12 protein-coding genes and 1 tRNA gene are annotated in these 18,621 nt (G+C 38.9%); 8 read left to right on the plus strand and 5 right to left on the minus strand.

What is annotated here, in order from left to right; genetic code table 11:
- From NQ505_RS15490 to NQ505_RS15505, 4 genes are all read right to left on the minus strand, one after another.
- Positions 1-1,593, minus strand: a complete 1,593-nt coding sequence (locus tag NQ505_RS15490; protein WP_008999225.1) for a thiamine pyrophosphate-dependent enzyme — start codon at positions 1,591-1,593, stop codon at positions 1-3.
- Between the two features lie 83 nt (positions 1,594-1,676).
- A complete protein-coding gene (gene mltG / locus NQ505_RS15495) occupies positions 1,677-2,714 on the minus strand; it encodes an endolytic transglycosylase MltG (protein WP_008999226.1) in 1,038 nt (345 codons plus the stop codon).
- A 234-nt stretch (positions 2,715-2,948) separates the two neighbouring features.
- Positions 2,949-3,827, minus strand: coding sequence for a DNA/RNA non-specific endonuclease (locus NQ505_RS15500; RefSeq protein ID WP_008999227.1), 879 nt, complete (start codon positions 3,825-3,827; stop codon positions 2,949-2,951).
- 27 nt (positions 3,828-3,854) lie between these two features.
- Positions 3,855-4,436: an epoxyqueuosine reductase QueH gene (locus tag NQ505_RS15505; protein WP_004297549.1), complete on the minus strand. Its 582-nt coding sequence runs from the start codon at positions 4,434-4,436 to the stop codon at positions 3,855-3,857.
- Positions 4,437-4,648: 212 nt separating this feature from the next.
- On the opposite strand from NQ505_RS15505, the gene NQ505_RS15510 reads away from it, so the two are divergent.
- Together NQ505_RS15510 and NQ505_RS15515 are read left to right on the plus strand one after the other, a co-directional pair.
- A complete protein-coding gene (locus NQ505_RS15510) occupies positions 4,649-6,691 on the plus strand; it encodes a toxin-antitoxin system YwqK family antitoxin (protein ID WP_008999228.1) in 2,043 nt (680 codons plus the stop codon).
- A 108-nt stretch (positions 6,692-6,799) separates the two neighbouring features.
- Positions 6,800-6,872: transfer RNA gene (locus NQ505_RS15515), tRNA-Thr, on the plus strand.
- A gap of 217 nt (positions 6,873-7,089) precedes the next feature.
- On the opposite strand, the gene NQ505_RS15520 is transcribed toward NQ505_RS15515, so the two are convergent.
- A complete protein-coding gene (locus tag NQ505_RS15520) occupies positions 7,090-8,298 on the minus strand; it encodes an ROK family transcriptional regulator (RefSeq protein WP_008999229.1) in 1,209 nt (402 codons plus the stop codon).
- Between the two features lie 334 nt (positions 8,299-8,632).
- Here NQ505_RS15520 and NQ505_RS15525 point away from each other — a divergent pair, with 334 nt between their 5' ends.
- The 6 genes from NQ505_RS15525 to NQ505_RS15550 all read left to right on the plus strand — a co-directional run bounded on the left by NQ505_RS15525 (position 8,633) and on the right by NQ505_RS15550 (position 18,615).
- Positions 8,633-10,507: an FAD-dependent oxidoreductase gene (locus NQ505_RS15525; protein WP_008999230.1), complete on the plus strand. Its 1,875-nt coding sequence runs from the start codon at positions 8,633-8,635 to the stop codon at positions 10,505-10,507.
- A gap of 44 nt (positions 10,508-10,551) precedes the next feature.
- Entirely contained in the window at positions 10,552-11,649 is a 1,098-nt protein-coding gene (locus NQ505_RS15530) for a DUF4434 domain-containing protein (protein ID WP_008999231.1), read from the plus strand.
- Between the two features lie 5 nt (positions 11,650-11,654).
- Positions 11,655-13,058, plus strand: coding sequence for a sugar porter family MFS transporter (locus NQ505_RS15535; protein WP_032853606.1), 1,404 nt, complete (start codon positions 11,655-11,657; stop codon positions 13,056-13,058).
- 128 nt (positions 13,059-13,186) lie between these two features.
- Positions 13,187-14,350, plus strand: coding sequence for an AGE family epimerase/isomerase (locus NQ505_RS15540; RefSeq protein WP_032853607.1), 1,164 nt, complete (start codon positions 13,187-13,189; stop codon positions 14,348-14,350).
- A 22-nt stretch (positions 14,351-14,372) separates the two neighbouring features.
- The gene (locus NQ505_RS15545; protein WP_008999234.1) at positions 14,373-15,446 is read left to right on the plus strand and encodes a DUF4434 domain-containing protein; all 1,074 of its coding nucleotides are present in this window, start codon (positions 14,373-14,375) and stop codon (positions 15,444-15,446) included.
- A 22-nt stretch (positions 15,447-15,468) separates the two neighbouring features.
- Positions 15,469-18,615 (plus strand): SusC/RagA family TonB-linked outer membrane protein, encoded by a 3,147-nt coding sequence (locus NQ505_RS15550; RefSeq protein WP_008999235.1) that lies wholly within the window; start codon positions 15,469-15,471, stop codon positions 18,613-18,615.
- Positions 18,616-18,621: the final 6 nt, after the last annotated feature.

Below are 18,621 nucleotides of genomic sequence, written 5' to 3' on the forward strand. Positions count from 1 at the left end.
TTACTTACTTCTTTTTTTGCGTGCTAATGTCTGGATACACTCTCTGCGTGGAATAATGACAGATACACCACGATATTCGATCTCTTCGCGAATGATTTGCTTCATCTCCTCATAGTTTTTCTTTAACGGAGTAACGACGCGGATATGAGCCGGATCTACTCCGATACCTGCACAGATCGCTTCGATACGTCCGGTTCCGGCAGAGTCCTGTCCGCCTGTCATGGCGGTAGTTTCATTGTCGGAGATGACGATGGTTACACTGGCATTCTCGTTCACACAATCTAATAGTCCGGTCATTCCGGAATGGGTGAATGTGGAGTCTCCGATGACAGCTACAGCCGGGAAAAGACCTCCGTCAGCCGCACCTTTCGCCATCGTGATGGAGGCGCCCATGTCTACGCATGAGTTGATTGCATTGAAAGGAGCATTCGCGCCTAATGTGTAACAGCCGATGTCGCTGAATACTTTATGAGATGGGTATTCTTCTTTCAGAACTTCGGTTAGTGTGATATACATATCGCGATGTCCGCAACCTTCGCAAAGTGCAGGCGGACGCATTTCTACGACAGAAGGAATGCCGAATTCCGATTTATTCTCTTTGCCTACGGCGCGGGCTACAGAGTCCGGATTTAATTCTCCATCCTGTGACAGAGTGCCGTCCAAGCGTCCTTTTACTTTAACGCCGATGCCCAGATAACCTTTCAATTGTTTTTCTACAAATGGTTGTCCGTCTTCCAGAACGAGGATTTCGTCACAGGAGTCAATCAATTGATGTAATTGCTTTTTAGGCAATGGATACTGGCCGATTTTAAGTACCGGATATTCGCAACCTTCAGGATAGTTTTCCATCAGATAGTTGTAGCCGATGCCACAAGCGATAATTCCTAACTTTTTGTTAGGACCATCTGTATATTTATTATAAGGTGATTCTTCCGAAGCTTTGATAAACTCGTCTTGGTGGGCAAGTAATACTTTGTAGCGTTTACGGGCATTTCCAGGTAACAAGATGAACTGACGAGGATCTTCGCTGAAAGAGATGCCATTCTGTGGCTTTTGCGCTTTGCGTTCTACTCCAGAGCGGGAGTGTGCAAGGCGGGTTACCATACGCATCAAGATAGGTTCGCCCAATTTTTCAGAGAATTCAAAACCACTGTATACCATATCATACGCTTCCTGCTGATTGCTGGGTTCGTACATGGGAATCAGTGAGAAATCTCCGTAGAAACGGCTGTCTTGTTCGTTCTGCGAAGAGTGCATACTGGGGTCGTCTGCTGCTATCACGATCAATCCGCCTTTCACGCCTGTGATGGCAGAGTTGACAAAACAGTCGGCAGCTACATTCATACCTACGTGCTTCATACAAACTAATGCCCGTTTACCAACGAATGACATACCCAACGCAGCTTCCATCGCTGTTTTTTCATTGGCGCACCAACGGTTGTGTATATTCTGTTCGGTCGTTATTGGGGCCATTTGAATATATTCCGTAATTTCAGTTGAAGGAGTACCAGGATAGGCATAAACACCTGAAAGTCCGGCATCCAGTGCAGCTTGTGCAATGGCTTCATCGCCAAGTAAGAGTTGCTTGCTCATATATATTTCTTTTATTTAGTGTTGATCACAGTTTGTTAATCTATCGGGCAAAGATAGGCTTTTCCGTTCGTTTTATCACAAATTTACTTGAAAATCTTTCTTTCATTCAGGGCTTTCCAGTATTTTCTTGCATTTGCCATGTGGTCGGCATAATTGGATGCAAAGTTGTGAGTTCCGGAAAAATCTTCTTTAGCACACATGTAGATATAGTTATGTTTGGTATAGTTCAATACGCTGTCTATTCCCTTTTTAGAAGGGATACGGATGGGGCCTGGAGGCAGACCGGTATTTATATAGGTGTTATAGGGGGAATTGACTTTTAAATTTTCGTTGGTGATTCGGCGCAGACCGAAATCCTGTAGTGCAAATTTGATGGTAGGATCTGCCTGCAAAGGCATATCTTGATGTAAACGGTTGATATACAATCCGGCTACCATTGGCTTTTCTTCATTGTTGTTGGTTTCTTCTTCAACGATGGAAGCAAGAGTGCTGACTTCTTCCGGTGTCATGCCGATGGCGGTGGCTTGTGCCAGACGTTCTTTGTTCCAGAAGCGTTCGTGCTCATTCTTCATTCGTTTAAAGAAGTCGTCTACGCTCATGTCCCAATATACCTGATAGGTTTCAGGTATGAAAAGGCTGGGGAGTGTTATGGTTGTGTATCCCATTTGAGCCTGGAAAGTAGAGTCGAATAACTGGCTGGCGATTTCGGCAGAGTCTATCATGAGTTGTTTTCCAATGCTTCGTGCTAACCGGTCTAATGTCCGGACACTTCCTATAGTAAGGTTGATTGCTTCCTGATAACCTCTGGAAAAGCGACTATATACGTGATAGACATTGTCATTGGGGCGAATGGCATAACGTCCGGTATGGATATTCTGATCGAAATCTTTATATTTTGCCATCCACTGGAATCCGGTGAACTTATTGACATGCCCGAATTTTTGTATTTTATGATAGATAGAGTCGGCTGTGTCATCTCGGTCTACATAAATATATACGGTTTTAGATGGATGAAATTGGGGAGCAAACAGATAGTAATAAAAGGTGCCTCCGGCAATTGCACAAAGGAGGAATGCTCCGATTAGAATTGATAGTAGAATATTTCTCTTTTTTCTCTTCATCTTTTGAGGTATATTTAAAAAGTTCGTCAAAGATAAAAAGAATTTGGATAGGTGTAATCCTTTCTATAATGAATCGTTGAAAAGAGAATGAATTACTCCGGACTTTTCTAATATTTAAAGATTGAATGTGCTGATTGTATTAGGTTGTATTGCGATTATTAATTCGTTCTACAATTGTGAAACGAATCAGAATTTGTATGTAGATAAGTTAGTCTTAGTGAAGCGAGTTATTAATTAGTTCGGCCAGAGGGAATAATTTGCATTTGCTTCTATTTTGTTTTCTATCTCATCGGGTAAAGGTGCGAAGAAATCCATGTTAGTCAGGCTCTCGATGCTATCCACTGTGACTACATATGAAGATAGAGGTTCTACTGCCTGCTCGTTGTTGAATAAGAAGCCGATAGCCCGTATCGGTTTGGCAAAAGGAGATAGGACTACTTTGAAAAAACGTTGAGGTACTACGACTTTATTTTTCCCAATCGTTTTAGGCTGTTTTTCAATAATAGGTCCACATATAATAATAATGGCACTATCTGCTATAGCCCAATTCCGGATTTTTTCTTCCAGATTTTTCCATCCTCTTCTATTTAACTGGGGGTGTTGGGGGCACATATTGCTGAAATAGAATGATTCTTTCATGGCTTCAGGACTCCATTTCATATCTGCAGCAGGAGCCATGTGCCCTTTATCATATCCTGAACGGGTGTAGTCGGCGTTAGTTGCAATCGGGCCTGTCACTAATGGGTCGGCGATAAAACGATTGCCTCTTTTTTCTTTTCCTTTGGTTTCTTCCCGGGTCAGTTCGTAAGAGACCCAGTTGGGTATTTTTAAATCTTTGTTATATGATACGGTATATCCGCTATGCCGGATGATTTGTTCTTGCCGGGGAACTAATGATATGGGTGTCTCCAGATCTTTGCCAAGTGGAATTTGAAGGGATGCATCGGTTTGCAGTTCATTATTTTTCTGGATATTAATCTGTTGGCAATATAAGTAGACGCCAAAAAGGATAGGAATGAGCACAATGATGGCGATGATACATCCTAATCTGTTATTGGAATGTGATTTCTTTTTAAATAGCTTTCTGTTCTTATCTTTTTTATTTCGATTCATTGGTTAGCTGGTAATGGCGGGTTTGTTTTATTCTTCTTTTCTCATGCTGAATTCACAACCGCAATATTGTTGGTTGTAGAAGTTATACTCTTTAATGATGGCGATGCGCCGTTCGCTAAGTCCGCCTTTCCGCCAATTCTGTTCCCAGTATGTGACATCCGGATATGAAGCGGTGGCATATTGCCCAGCTTCATTAATCTGCTCCAGACTTTTCCAGCGGCTGGAAGCAAGCGTTGTGGTTATTACGGAAAGGCCATGTTCATGTGCATAACGGGCGGTCTCCAATAAGCGTAGTTTAAAGCAACGTAGGCAGCGTCCTCCTCTTTCGGGTTCCTGTTCCATTCCTGCTATATGGCATCGCCAGTTTTCATGATCGTAATCAGCATCTATTATCTCCAATCCCAATGATTGGGCATAGCGTGTACATTCGTCTTTTCTTATCATATACTCTTCCAGCGGATAGATATTAGGATTGCAATAATAGATAACAGGGGTGATGTGATGTTGCATCATACATTCAATAATGGCTGATGAACAAGGAGCACAACAGGTATGAAGTAAGACTTTATCGGCTCCTCCCGGAACTTCGAGTTGGAATTTCTTTTTCATGCTGTAAAGTTAGCACATATTTACGATACGAGTCAATGGTTTATGCTTTATTCAGAATAGTTTTTTATAAAAATAGGAGGGAGGATATCTCCTTTATACTGTTTTTTATAAAATCTTGTTTATTGAACTAATTCACTAAATGAGTATGAATTAACTAATTAATCTCATCTTTTTTACTATTTTTGTCCATTCAAGTTTATAACAATTCAATAATGGATGAATTAAATTGCGGGCAAGGAGAGCAAAATGCAGGCCCGGAGAAGAAAAAAAGTACCTCGAAAATAGTGAAGAGAACTTTAGTTGTGACTGCATTGGCTTTGGCGGTATATGTTGTATATTCCGTAGTTTATTTATTTGTCTCGCCTGATCGTAATATTCAGCAGATCTATTTGGTTCCGGAAGATGCGGCATTTATTATTCAGTCATCGGCTCCGATTGAAGATTGGGAGAAGTTTAGTGGAAGCGAGACGTGGCAATGTCTGAAGAAAGCGAAATCTTTTGAGGAGGTGACGCAAAGTGTGGAGAAGCTGGATTCCGTTGTCAAAAGCAATAAGGTATTATTGTCGCTTGTTGGTGAACGGGATATGCTTATTTCGCTCCATAAGACTCGTCCCACTAATTGGGATTTTCTACTTATCCTGGATATGCAGAAGACATCAAAGATGGACTTATTGAAAGACCAGGTTGAAACCGTATTGGTTATGAGTGGTTTTACTGTGACTAATCGGATGCATAATAGTATTAATATCCTTGAAATGCGCGATCCCGAGACGAGGGATATTTTCTATATTGCTTTTGTTGATAATCATTTGGTAGGTTCTTATACATCCGGACTTGTCGAGTCGGCTATTGATTCTCGTAATAAACCTAAAATCGGGCTTGATCAGTCTTTTATTGAAACGGAGAAGTTGGTTTCCGGTAAGGGACTTGTCAGGGTTTTCGTCAATTATGCGCGTGTACCTCAATTTATGTCTATTTATTTAGGTACAAGAAATGAGTACATTGATCTGTTTAGCAATTCCATGAATTTTGCCGGACTTTATTTAAATACGAATAAGGAGCGGATGGAGGTGAAAGGATATACGTTGAAAAAAGATTCTGCTGATCCTTATGTCACTGCTTTGTTGAATTCGGGAAAACATAAAATGAAAGCACATGAGATTCTGTCCGGGCGGACAGCTCTTTATACGAATATAGGTTTCAATAGTCCGGTGACCTTTGTAAAGGAACTGGAGAATGCGCTGTCGGTTCATAATAAACAGCTGTATGATTCTTATCAAAGTTCCCGGAAAAAGATAGAAGGGTTATTCGGTATATCTTTAGAAGAAAACTTTTTGAGTTGGATGTCAGGAGAGTTTGCTATTACCCAATCCGAACCAGGTTTGTTAGGGCATGATCCCGAACTGATTCTGGCTATCAGGGCTAAAAGTATTAAAGATGCCCGTAAGAACATGGAATTCATTGAAAAGAAGATTAAGCGACGTACTCCGGTTAAGATTAAGACTGCTAATTATAAGGATTTCGAGATTAATTATGTCGAGATGAAAGGCTTTTTCCGCTTGTTCTTTGGAAAGCTATTTGATAAATTTGAGAAGCCATACTATACTTATGTTGACGATTATGTCGTTTTTAGTAATAAAGCAGCTTCTTTACTTTCTTTTGTAGAAGATTACGAGCAGAAGAATTTATTGAAAAATAATCCGGGTTTTGAAAATGCACTGTCATATTTAAAATCAAGTTCTACTATTTTCTTATATACAGATGTGCGCAAGTTTTATTCCCAGTTGAAACCGATGATGAATCCTGCCACATGGAATGAAATACAATCAAACAAAGACGTTTTGTATTCATTCCCTTACTGGACTATGCAGATTATAGGAGAGGATCAGTCGGCTTCTTTGCAGTATGTGATGGATTATAGCCCATATCAACCGGAAGAGGTTACCGTTGCTATTGCTACTGATGAAGATGATAAGGAAATGAATGAAGATGCTGAAACCGAAAAAGAGCAGATGAGCGAATTGAAACGCTTCTATGTCGAAAAGTTTGAAGGGAATGTTTTGCGGGAGTTTTACCCGGAAGGAGCGTTGAAGAGTGAAGCGGAAGTAAAAGAAGGGAAACGTCATGGTCGTTACCGTGAATATTATGAAGATGGTACATTGAAACTTCGTGGAAAGTATGCAAATAATAAACCGAAAGGTACATGGAAATATTATACCGAGGACGGGAAATTTGAGCACAAAGAAAAGTTTTAGATTACGTCAACAAAAGTTGATTTAAAAATTAAGCTCAAAAAATAATCGGATTCTTTTTGTTTTCTCAAATAAAGCTGTAATTTTGCACGCCGTAAACGAGAGACAAACGCCGCTATAGCTCAGTTGGTAGAGCAACGCATTCGTAACGCGTAGGTCGCCAGTTCAAGTCTGGCTAGCGGCTCTCAAATTAGAACGCTGATTATTAATTAATAATCAGCGTTCTAATTTTTACAAAATATCCAGTTTCCTATGAAAGGAAAATCCGGTGTATGTAATAGATGTGAAATATAAAAATGTAATCTATGTTGAGTCGTATTATTGTTTTAGTTGTTGCCGGAGTAGCAGTAGTCTATATCGTTCGCTTTATAGATAACTTTTTCTCCCAGCGTAGAAGATAATCAGCTTTCAAACATTCTGCTGCGTGCTAGCATGCAAGCACCAACAATGCCAGCTTTATCTTTCAATTTGGATGTTATAATGGCTGAATCCTTATTCACCAGATTGAGTGAGTATTTGCGTACAGCTGTTTTTATGGGCTGGGTGATATAATCGCCAGTCAGAGATAAAGTTCCACCTATAATTACCAGTTCCGGGTTGAAGATGTTGATTAGTCCGGCAATCTGTTTTCCCAGTTTCTGCCCGATTTCTTCTACAATTTCAATGCAAAGCAGGTCTTCTTTATTCACGGCAGCAATTATCTCGTCAAGAGTAATCGGATTTTCTTCTGTGGCGACTCGAGTCGATAGTATGGAGCTTTCTCCGCTCTGAATACGTTCCAATAAAATGCGATGCAGTGCTGAACCGGAGGCTTCTGTCTCTAGGCATCCTTTTTTGCCGCAATGGCAGATTATTTCATTATCATAAGCGCTCATGTGTCCAAACTCACCGGAGAAACCGGATTTTCCAGTATAGATCTTCCCATCAATAATAATTCCAATCCCTACTCCCCAGCTCACATTTACAAAAATGATATCTTTTTCTCCTTTTACACAGCCTTGCATATATTCTCCATAGGTCATGGCACGCGTATCATTGTCAACAGTCACTTTATATCCTAATTTTTCGGATAATACATCTGCTAACGGTCTCTCTTCAAAATTAAACTGGCTGAAGCTATATCCAGATTCAGGATTTACACGTCCCGATACATTAACATTAATATTTAAGATCTTCTCTTTGTTAATAGTAAGTTTCTTTATAAAATTGAGAATATGTTTGCATAACTCATTCATCCCTTCAATTGAGTTCTCAAATTTATAAGGTATATTCATTTTCAGTTCCACCATATCGCCTTTAAAATTTATCAGGCCGATATTGACGGCGAATCTTTTAATGTCTACACCTAAAAAGTAACCGGATTCGGGATTAAGTCCATAAAGGTTTGGATGGCGTCCGCCGCTAGTCTCCAATTTTCCATAATCATTAATATACCCGTCATCACACATTTCGCCAATAAATTTGGTGACGGTTGGTACACTCAAATCCAGCTCTTTTGAAAGATCGGGAATTGTAGAACTGCCATTATATATATAATGTGTAATAATTCTCTTTTTGACGAGAGCGCTTTTAGATCCCTTTTCTATTTCTTTCAAGAATTGTTGGTTCATAACTATGCTTATTTGGTAATTCATACAAAGATAATTAATTTTTTTATTAATTTACGGTTTTAGAACCTTGAAAATTAGAATATCTTGGATGCCATACTTTATATATGCTATCTAATGAGTTTATATACAGGATAATATAAGGGTGATCGATTATGGGTATAATAAATGGAATATGATGATTTGTGAACTAATTTCCCCTTCTATTAATTAATTATGCTGTCAATAACGATTTTATTAATAAAATATTTTATTATCTATTGTTTATTTAATAAATATAGCTATATTTGTGCCGTGATATTATTAATAAAAGTCTGTATCCTTAAATGAGTTTAGTATGAGAAACTATTTTTTAGGTTTGTGTCTATTGTTTGCTTTATGTTTCACGGCATGCTCTCGTTCTGATGATTCTGTTGATGTGTTAATTATTGGTGGGGGTGCCAGTGGAGTAACTGCTGGTATTCAGTCTGCGCGAATGGGAGCTGAGACATTAATAGTGGAAGAAACAGAATGGTTGGGGGGAATGCTAACTTCCGCAGGTGTAAGTGCTGTTGATGGAAATTATGATTTGCCGGCTGGTTTGTTTGGTGAGTTTCGCGGACATTTAGCTGATTATTATGGAGGACTTGATTCTTTAAAAACCGGTTGGGTGAGTGGAGTATTATTTGAACCTTCAGTTGGAAATAAAATTTTCCATGAGATGGTTGGCGTAGAGAAAAACTTAAAAGTATGGCATAATGCTACTCTGGTAAAATTGGAAAGAAAAGATGATTCTTGGATTGCTCAAATTCAGATGAAGGATCATACGATTAAAAAAGTATGCGCTAAAATTTTGATTGATGGTACGGAATTGGGTGATATAGCAAAAATGTGCGGTGTGAAATATGATATCGGCATGGAAAGTCGCCACGATACTAAAGAAGATATTGCTCCGGAAGAGAAAAATAACATAATTCAGGATATTACATACGTTGCAATCTTGAAAGATTATGGTAAGGATATGACGATTCCTTGCCCTGAAGGATATAATAAAGATGAATTTGCTTGTGCTTGTTCCAATCCTGTTTGTATCACGCCTAAAGAACAGAATCGTGTGTGGTCTAAGGAAATGATGATAACTTATGGAAAGCTTCCCAATAATAAGTATATGATTAACTGGCCGATAGAAGGCAATGATTATTACATTAACCTACTCGAAATGACCCGTGAGGAACGTGAAGAGGCTTTGAAATTTGCAAAACATTATACAATGTGCTTTGTCTATTTCCTGCAACATGAGTTAGGCTTTAATACATTGGGATTGGCTGATGATGAATATCCTACAGCCGACAAACTGCCATTTATTCCTTATCATAGGGAGTCAAGAAGAATTCATGGATTGGTTCGTTTTAATTTAAATCATGTTTGTGAACCGTTCAACCAGTCCCAACCACTTTATCGCACCTGTATTGCTGTTGGAAATTATCCAGTGGATCATCATCATACCCGTTATCATGGATATGAAGAATTGCCTAACCTCTATTTTCATCCGATACCTTCGTATGGTTTACCTTTAGGAACTCTGATTCCGAAAGATGTTGAAGGCTTGATTGTTGCTGAAAAATCAATATCTGTTTCTAATATAATTAATGGTACCACTCGTCTACAACCTATGGTAATGCAGATCGGACAGGCAGCGGGAGCATTGGCAGCCCTTGCAGTGAAAGAAAATAAGAGTATTAGCGAGGTGTCTGTTCGTGAAGTGCAAAATGCAATATTGGACGCGAAAGGATATTTATTGCCTTATTTAGATGTTGCAATAGGTCATCCGATGTTTAAATCGTTGCAACGTGTAGGCTCTACAGGAATTTTGAAGGGTATAGGTAAAAGTGTCGATTGGGCTAATCAAATGTGGTTCAGAGCAGATACTTTGTTATTGGCGAATGAACTGGAAGGATTAGGTGATGTCTATCCCTTTGTCAATAAGCAAATTATTGAAGGTAATAACACCATATCAATTCAGAAAGCTACAGAGATGATAGGAGAGATTGCCGAAAAAGAAGGTATCGAAATAAAGGAGGGTAGAGTAGAAGAGATATGGAATGAATTTGATTTGAAGAATTTTGATATGGATCGAGATATTCTACGAAGTGAAATGGCAATTTTGATTGATCAGATATTAGATCCTTTCAATAATAAAAAAGTAGATATTACAGGACAGTATATTCAATAGGTAATGATAATATAAGTGTTAACTGCTGTTTTAATTAAACTAATATGAAAACATTAGATCGAAGAGATTTTTTAAAAAAAGCGACATTAGCTGGTGCATCAGCTTTGGCTGTACCAACTTTGTTTGAATCTTGTACTTCAAAGGCTAGTGCCAGTACAGTAGTGGTAGCTGATGGTTTGGAAAGTAAACTCATTGTTCCTAAAAACAATGGATTAAAAATCACCGGAACTTTTTTGGATGAGATTTCACATGATATTCCACATCAAAACTGGGGTGAGAAAGAATGGGACATGGATTTTCAGCATATGAAAAATATAGGAATTGATACGGTAATAATGATCCGTTCGGGTTATCGTAAATTTGTAACTTTTCCTTCTCCTTATCTGCTGAAGAAGGGGTGTTATATGCCTTCTGTTGATTTGGTAGATATGTTTTTGCGTTTGGCTGAAAAGTACGGAATGAAATTCTATTTTGGACTATACGATTCGGGCAAATACTGGGACACAGGAGATATGACTTGGGAGGTGGAAGATAATAAATATGTGATTGATGAGATTTGGAAAAACTATGGTTCCAAGTATAAAAGTTTTGGAGGATGGTACATCAGTGGTGAGATTAGCCGGGCAACAAAAGGAGCAATTGGTGCTTTCCATACATTGGGTAAACAATGTAAAGATGTATCCAATGGGCTACCTACTTTTATATCTCCTTGGATTGATGGAAAAAAAGCAATAATGGGAACCACAAAAATGACAAGGGAAGATGCCGTTTCTGTACAACAACACGAAAAAGAATGGGATGAAATTTTTGATGGAATTCATGATGTGGTAGATGCATGTGCTTTTCAAGATGGTCATATTGATTATGATGAACTGGATGCCTTCTTCTCTGTCAATAAAAAATTAGCAGATAAGTATGGTATGCAATGTTGGACAAATGCTGAATCTTTTGATCGTGATATGCCTATTCGTTTTCTACCCATTAAGTTTGATAAACTTCGAATGAAGTTGGAAGCCGCCAAACGTGCCGGATATGATAAGGCTATTACTTTTGAATTTTCTCATTTTATGAGTCCGCAATCAGCCTACCTGCAAGCAGGGCATTTATATGACAGATATAAAGAATATTTTGAAATAAAATAAATATGATGAAGTCTACAATCAATTTCGGTTATCTTATATTTCTTTCCGTTGTGGCAGCATTGGGAGGTTTTTTGTTCGGATATGATACCGCAGTTATATCGGGGACAATTGCCCAGGTGACTCAACTATTTCAATTAGATACGTTGCAACAGGGATGGTATGTAGGATGTGCTTTAGTAGGCTCTATTGTGGGTGTTCTTTTTGCAGGAATCTTAAGTGATAAGTTAGGAAGAAAACTTACGATGGTTATTTCAGCCGTATTGTTTTCTACATCAGCCTTAGGATGTGCTCTATGCGCCGATTTTACTCAATTAGTGATCTATCGGATTATAGGTGGAGTAGGGATAGGGGTTGTTTCCATCGTTTCTCCTCTTTATATATCAGAACTAGCTGTAGCGCAGTATAGAGGACGCTTGGTGTCATTGTATCAGTTGGCTGTAACGGTAGGTTTCTTAGGTGCCTATTTGGTTAATTATCAATTATTAGCATGGGCAGAGAGTGGAACTCAATTAAGTGTGGACTGGTTGAATAAAGTATTTATTACTGAAGTATGGAGAGGTATGTTGGGTATGGAAACATTGCCGGCAATCTTATTCTTCATTATCATATTCTTTATTCCGGAAAGCCCTCGCTGGCTAATTGTAAGAGGTAAGGAATTGAAAGCTATAAATATATTAGAGAAGATATATAATTCAATTACTGAAGCGAAAAGTCAATTAAAGGAAACGAAATCTGTACTGACCTCTGAAACGAAATCGGAATGGTCTTTATTGATGAAGCCTGGAATCTTCAAAGCTGTTATTATCGGTGTGTGTATTGCGATTTTAGGACAGTTTATGGGTGTGAACGCAGTACTTTATTATGGCCCTTCTATCTTTGAAAACGCAGGACTTTCAGGAGGAGATTCTCTTTTTTACCAAGTTCTGGTAGGACTAGTCAATACTTTGACCACCGTTCTGGCTCTTGTCATCATTGATAAGGTAGGCCGCAAGAAACTTGTTTATTACGGAGTTTCGGGAATGGTTGTTTCTCTGATTCTCATCGGCCTGTACTTCCTCTTCGGAGATTCCTTGGGAGTATCCAGCCTCTTCCTGCTCGTTTTCTTCCTGTTCTATGTATTCTGCTGTGCCGTGTCTATCTGTGCCGTGGTGTTCGTGCTCCTCTCGGAGATGTATCCCACCAAGGTTCGCGGACTGGCCATGTCGATAGCAGGATTCGCTCTGTGGATCGGAACGTACCTGATCGGACAGTTGACCCCATGGATGCTCCAGAACCTTACCCCCGCCGGAACATTCTTCCTGTTCGCCCTCATGTGCGTGCCGTATATGCTGATTGTCTGGAAACTCGTGCCGGAGACTACCGGGAAGTCGCTGGAGGAGATTGAAAGATACTGGACCCGTTCGGAATAGTAAAATAAAAGACCTTAATAACAATAAACTAACATTTTATAAATATGAACATTAAGAATAACCTTGGTCATTCAGCAGACATCTCTTTAACCGCTGAATTATCCATACCAATCAATGGAAATAATATTATAGATTTCAAAAAATTAGCGAGACTGTATAAGGATGAACTACTGGACAATGTTCTTCCTTTTTGGCTTGAACATTCGCAAGACAATGAATATGGTGGCTATTTCACCTGTCTGGATCGTGATGGAAGAGTGTTCGATACAGATAAATTCATCTGGCTACAAGGCCGTGAAGTATGGATGTTTTCCATGCTTTACAACAAAGTAGAGAAGCGTCAGGAATGGTTGGATTGCGCCATTCTGGGTGGTGAATTCCTGAAAAAATATGGACATAACGGTAACTATAACTGGTATTTTTCTCTTGACCGTTCGGGTAGACCATTGGTAGAACCGTATAACATATTCTCGTATACATTTGCTACCATGGCTTTCGGTCAGTTAAGCTTGGCTACAGGTAGTCAGGAATATGCAGATATTGCCAAGAAAACTTTCGATATTATCTTGTCTAAAGTGGATAATCCAAAAGGCAAATGGAACAAGCTTCATCCGGGAACACGTAATCTGAAGAATTTTGCTCTGCCAATGATCCTCTGTAATCTGGCTCTCGAAATAGAACATTTATTAGAACCTGGTTATTTAGAACAAACAATGGAAACTTGTATTCACGAAGTTATGGAGGTTTTCTATCGCCCTGAGCTCGGAGGGATCATTGTTGAAAATGTAGATATGGATGGCAATTTGGTTAATTGTTTCGAAGGTCGTCAGGTAACTCCCGGTCATGCGATTGAGGCCATGTGGTTCATTATGGATTTAGGCAAACGTCTGAATCGTCCGGAATTGATAGAGAAAGCCAAAGAAACGACCCTTACAATGCTTAATTATGGTTGGGATAAAGAGTACGGTGGCATTTATTATTTTATGGATCGTAACGGTTGTCCTCCCCAACAATTAGAATGGGATCAGAAACTCTGGTGGGTACATATCGAAACGCTTATTTCCCTACTGAAAGGTTATCAATTGACCGAAGATAAACGGTGTCTGGAATGGTTTAAAAAAGTACATGACTACACATGGAAACATTTCAAGGATAAAGATCATCCCGAATGGTATGGATACCTGAACCGTAGAGGTGAAGTGTTGCTTCCACTCAAAGGAGGAAAATGGAAAGGATGTTTCCATGTGCCAAGAGGACTGTATCAATGTTGGACAGTATTGGAAAATTTATAAACCCTTATTTAAATATGACAAAATGGACGGACGACGTAATTTTCTAAAAACAGCATTTGCCACATGTTCATTGCTAGCAAGCAGCAAACTTCTGACAGCATGTACTCCCATAAAAAAGATGACATCTGATGAAGAAGAAACATTAAAGACATTTGCTACTCCTAATGCCTTAAAAGGGATGCCGATTAAAGCTACTTTTCTAGATGAGATAAGTTGGGATATTCCACATCAAAACTGGGGTACAAAAGAGTGGGATAAAGATTTTAAGGCGATGAAAAAAATGGGAATTAATACTGTAGTATTGATTCGCGCCGGCCTTGGCAGATGGATTGCTTCTCCTTTTCAATGTTTATTGGGGAAAGAAGATGTGTATTACCCGCCTGTGGACTTAGTTGAAATGTTCCTCACTCTAGCTGATAAGTACAACATGGCTTTTTATTTTGGAATGTATGACTCCGGAAAGTATTGGCAGGAAGGATTATTTCAAAAAGAAATTGATTTGAACATGGCTCTGATTGACGAAGTTTGGAAAAAATATGGTCATCATAAATCTTTCCAAGGTTGGTATTTATCACAAGAAATCAGCCGTCGTACAAAAAACATGTCTAAAATCTATGCAGAAATGGGAAAACATGCCAAGAGCGTGTCTGATAATCTGAAAACTTTAGTTTCTCCATACATACATGGAGTAAAGACAGACCAAGTGATGGCAGGAGATAAGGCTTTGTCAGTGAAAGAACATGAAGAAGAATGGGATGAAATCCTGGATAATATAAAGGGAGCAGTCGACATTATGGCTTTTCAAGATGGACAAGTAGACTATCATGAATTATATGATTATCTGGTTATAAACAAGAAACTAGCAGATAAATATAACATGAAATGTTGGACAAACATTGAATCTTTTGATCGGGATATGCCTATTCGTTTCCTACCAATTAAATGGGAAAAACTACTACTAAAACTAGATGCTGCACGAAGAGCTGGAATGGAAAATGCAATCACATTTGAATTTTCTCATTTCATGAGTCCTAATTCGGCTTATTTACAAGCCGGACACTTATACGAACGATATTGTGAACACTTTATTTTATAAACCTATCTAATATTGTAATGCAATGAAAAAAAGAATCAAATGGAATCCGAGGTTTATAACCTCATTATTTATTGCGTTCATGTGCACGTTTAATTGTTTTGCACAAAACGTAATAAAAGGATCGGTAAATGATGGTAGTGGCGAACCATTACCAGGAGTATCTGTAGCTGTAAAAGGTACAACCAGTGGTACTATAACAGACATGGATGGAAAATTTAGTATCAATGCTCGAAATAATGACGTATTGATATTCTCTTACATTGGCATGACTACTCAAGACATCAAAGTAAATAACCAACGTTTCATTTCAGTAACAATGAAAGATGATGTTGCTTCATTGGATGAAGTAGTAGTTGTAGGATATGGTACTCAAAAACGTGGAAGTATTACCGGAGCTATTTCCACTGTATCAGACAAAGAGTTACTTAAAGCTCCGACAATGAGTATTAGTAACATCGTTGGTGCACGTATTGCCGGTGTTGCAGCCGTACAATCCAGTGGACAACCGGGATCAGACAATGCAACATTAACTATGCGCGGACAAACAGGCATCGTATATGTAATTGATGGTATCCGTCGAACGGCAGCCGACTTTAACGGGTTAGACCCTAATGAAATAGAATCGGTATCTATTTTGAAAGATGCTTCTGCTGTAGCAGTCTACGGTTTGGATGCTAACGGCGTTTTTATTGTTACAACGAAACAGGGAAAAGCTGAAAAGATGTCTATTACCTATACCGGTTCTGTTGGTTTCAGCCAGAATGCAGAACAACAGGAATGGCTGGATGGTCCGGGATATGCGTATTGGTATAATAAAGCACGTGAACTCCAGGGAGACTCTCAAGTATTTACGGCAGAAATGGTACAGAAGATGAAAGATGGAGTTGATGGTTGGGGAAATACAAACTGGTATGACAAAATATATGGTACCGGTACCCGTACACACCATAACATTTCGGCAACTGGAGGTAGTGATAGAGTGCGTTTCTTTGCTTCTATCGGTTATCTGGATGAAAAGGGAAACATTGATAATTATGGTTACAATCGTTTAAACCTTCGTTCCAATATTGATGCTAAACTAACCAAAAGTCTTACATTTACTTTAGGAGTATCCGGTCGTATTGAAAAAAGAGATTCACCACGTTATTCCGCTAACCCTGATGATTGGCATAACGTACCACAGCAGGTTATCCGTGCCTTGCCTTATGTACCTGCTACTTATGAATATGAAGGAAAAGTTTATAATGTATCCACCCCAACAGCTTCTTCTCCTGTAGCTCCGTTGGCATCTATCAATGAATCCGGATATAGTAAATCTAATTATTCTTATATTCAGTCTAATTTTAGTTTAAAGTATGATGCGCCGTGGCTGAAAGGATTAAGTTTCAAATTTCAGGGGGCTTACGACTTAACGTACAATTTCAGTAAGATTCTGACTAATCCTTATGAAGTTATGATAATGAACCTTCCAACTATTGAAAGCACTTCCCTGACTTACTATAAAGGAACGGATGCATCAGGCAATTCAATTAGTTTGAGTGAGTCTGCTTCCCGAGGATATACATTTACGACACAATCAAGTGTGACATATGATAATAAATTTGGCAAGCACACCATCGGAGCAATGTTCCTGGCTGAAACCCGTGAAAATAAAAGTAATGCATTGAGTGCAACCGGTTATGGTTTGGACTTTATCCAATTGGATGAACTTAATCAAATAACTAATAAAACAGGTAATGGAACTGAAAAATTCCCCACTATTGGTGGATATAGCGGACACACTAGAGTAGCGGGATTCGTAGGCCGTGTGAACTATAACTATGATGATAAATATTACTTGGAAGCTTCTCTTCGTTATGATGGTAGCTATCTGTTTGGTGGAATGAACAAACGTTGGGTAACATTACCCGGAGTTTCTGCCGGTTGGAGAATCAATAATGAAAGTTGGTTCAATGCTCCTTGGATCAACAATCTAAAATTAAGAGCCGGTATTGGTAAAACCGCAACGAGTGGGGTTAGTGCTTTCCAATGGAGAAATACAATGGGGATCACCAAAAATGCAGTTATCATTGGAGGTAGTAGCCAAACCATGATGTATGCTTCTGTATTAGGCAACCCCAACTTGTCATGGGCACAATGCCTCAACTATAATGTGGGTGTTGATGCAACAATGTGGAATGGATTATTAGGAGTTGAATTTGATGTATTCTATAAATATGAATATGATAAACTAGCTACTGTAACCGGAGCATATGCACCTTCAAGAGGCGGGTATTATTTCAGTTCTGCCAACGTAAACAAGACTGATTATAAAGGTTTCGATATTACTTTAACTCATTACAATCATATTAACAAATTCAACTATGGAGCCAAATTGATTTGGTCCTATGCGTATGGACGCTGGTTGAAATACGTAGGTGATTCTGATAATGCTCCTGAATACCAACGTTTAACAGGCAAGCAAATTGGATCAAAATATGGTTTTATCGCAAATGGCTTATTCCAAAGTGAAGAAGAAATTGCCAACTCTGCAACGGTAAAAGGCTATAAAGCATTACCAGGATATATTAAATATGTAGATAGAAACGGAGATGGCATTATTACAGCAGCACAAGATCAGGGATATGTAGGAAAGAGTGCTACTCCAAAACATACTGGTTCTTTGAATTTATTCGGTAATTGGAAAGGATTTGATTTCGACTTATTATTCTCATGGGGATTAGGAAATGTTGTTGCCTTGACAGGCCAATACACTGCTAGTGGTTCTGTAGGTACCCAAGACAATACTTCATTTACGAAACCTTTCTATCATGGAGGAAACTCTCCTACATTCCTGGTAGAAAACTCATGGACACCTGACAACACTAACGCGGAATTTCCACGCCTGGAAATCTCCGGTCCAAGTAACAACAACGGTTTCTCTTCAACTTTCTGGTACAGGAATGGTAACTATATGCGCTTGAAAACAGCACAAATAGGTTACAACTTCCCGAAGAAATGGTTAACTCCCGCAGGTATAGAAGGATTAAGACTTTATGTTGAAGGATATAACCTGTTAACCTTCAGCGGACTTACCAAATACAATATTGACCCGGAATCACCGGCAGTGAATAATGGTTACTATCCGCAACAGAGAACATATACTCTAGGTGTAAAACTAACATTCTAAAAAACG

The sequence above is a fragment of the Bacteroides sp. D2 genome, assembly GCF_025147085.1.
Classification (GTDB): Bacteria; Bacteroidota; Bacteroidia; order Bacteroidales; family Bacteroidaceae; genus Bacteroides.